This is a genomic window from Shewanella sp. 11B5, assembly GCF_002836795.1.
GTDB classification, from domain to species: Bacteria; Pseudomonadota; Gammaproteobacteria; order Enterobacterales; family Shewanellaceae; genus Shewanella; species Shewanella frigidimarina.
In genome coordinates this window covers 1-1952 of record NZ_PJAP01000707.1, presented here as the reverse complement: position 1 = coordinate 1952, position 1952 = coordinate 1, and the positions used below count along the sequence as shown (strand labels likewise).

The window sequence follows — 1952 nt, the reverse complement described above, 5'->3', positions numbered from 1 at the left end:
TATAACTGTATATACTAGGATAACTTACTTCATGATCTTTTACGCTTCTGTTTAAAGGAGCTCTGTTTTCATCGGGAAATCTGTCGAAGGGACTTGTTGATACGCATATTAACTCCGTAGGGAAGCATTTTTTATAATCACTCACTTCAACATTTGAATAAAAGGCTCCAGCAAGTTCTTTATGTAATGTTTCCGCTTTAATTTCAATATCGTTGATACTATATAGAAATGATTCAGCTGTATTTTTACCACTAGGAACATTGCATATTGATAACCAATTATCAGGGTTTTCTCTCAAAAATTGATCTGATATAGCAAAATTGGTTGAGATTTGTTTCAAGAGTCTGCTTTTACCACAACCATTTTTACCCAGAATAATGGTGAAAATATTGTCAGTTGACCCGTTATCTTGTGTCAAATCAAAACTATTCCCACCAAATTTTACTGTTTTTATTTTAAAGCCTCGATTTTTAACCATCAAATTATTCCATTATTAATAGTTAAGTCGTTGCTAGTCATATAGTGCAGAGACGCATAATTTTGGCAGAAAGCACATGCACATGTCATAAACGCATAACTCAAGCTGAATTTTTAAAAGTTATTGATTAATAAGAATTCTATCAGGCTAGAGAAGAAAAAACGAGCACTGTTAATGGAAACAACATAGAATCCTAAGTCTTGCTGAAGGTTGTCAGGTTTATAAAGTTGTGAATTCAGTAAGACGAAGTCAATTGATAGATTATTTATCTAGGCCTAATTACTCAATGTAACTCAGTTTGGGGCACAAATGCGTCACATCTTGACCTCTACCTGGGATCAAAAGCATTTTAAGATTGACTGTTAAAACCTTCATAGCTTTATAGCTTTATAGCTTCAAAATTAAGACACAAAAAGCTCCGGTAATAATCGAGGCTTGATCATTTAGAATATGGTACCGGTGGACGGATTTGAAACCTGTCGAAAATATTGATTAACATCAACAGTTTAACGGGGTGCAAAACACCTGTTCAAATTCTTTGCAAGAGCAGGTATTTCTCATTGTGATGAATTAACAAGCAAGCGTTTCTCATGAGCTCAGAAAAAATGATGTAGCTATAACAAAATTATCGAGCTCGGCAAGCTATTAGTATTAATGTACTTGACCGCATTATTAGTGACAAGAGTAGTTCAAGTAAAATGCACTAATAAATAGCTTCAAGTGAATTACATTGGCGCTCGTTCAGCTTGCTGATTAGCCTCATTTTCATCAATACGCTGGCGAGCTAATTGGTAAACTTCAGCCGTATCAACTTGTGGTTTAAATAAAATGTCCAAAATGAATTTAACCATCAGATATGAATCTATCGTATCCTGCCTACTAAGCGAGCTTTCGCTGTGTGAGCCTTCATTGCCAATAATACGGATAGCAGATAGCAAATCTTTAATATTTTCATAATCGGAAGTCAGTGCTTTTATCCTATCCCCAAGTGAAATGGTTTTAATTCGACTACTACTAGTAGTAACACGCGTCGATGGGCTTCCTATGTGATTTAGTACCTTTTCAATACTTGCTCTAATCCTATTTCCGCAAGAGTCACTGTCACAAAAAAACAAAGCAAAAGATAAATTCAACATATTAACAACGTCTTTTGGTACATACTCGGGAATTTCAAAAATATTCAAATGTGGCTGAAAGAATCTCTTCTTGCAGTAATCTAACAAACACTGAGTTAACTCTCCATTAATTACTTCTTGGTCATGCTCACAAAAACCGGTTCCTACCATCATTATTGTCTCTGAACATTTTGGCCGATTACATTTGAGCATACCCTGAACGCTATATTCACTATACTCTGGCTCAAATGACTCATGCTTTCTACCAGCAATTGTATTTGCAGTATCTTCTAAGCATAAACTTCCTGACAACTGTAATATACCTCGAGAACAAGTAGGGCAAGTCCACTCAGGAATAT

The 1952-nt window shown here is 35.2% G+C and carries 2 protein-coding genes; both read right to left on the bottom strand.

The genetic code is table 11. The features are described 5' to 3' along the window. Positions 1–478, bottom strand: a 478-nt coding sequence (locus tag CXF78_RS15590) for an ATP-binding cassette domain-containing protein (protein WP_219622082.1), incomplete at its 3' end; no start/stop codon positions are given. A gap of 725 nt (positions 479–1203) precedes the next feature. Then, the coding region (locus CXF78_RS15585; protein ID WP_102037299.1) for a DUF4145 domain-containing protein at positions 1204–1952 on the bottom strand (749 nt) is incomplete at its 5' end.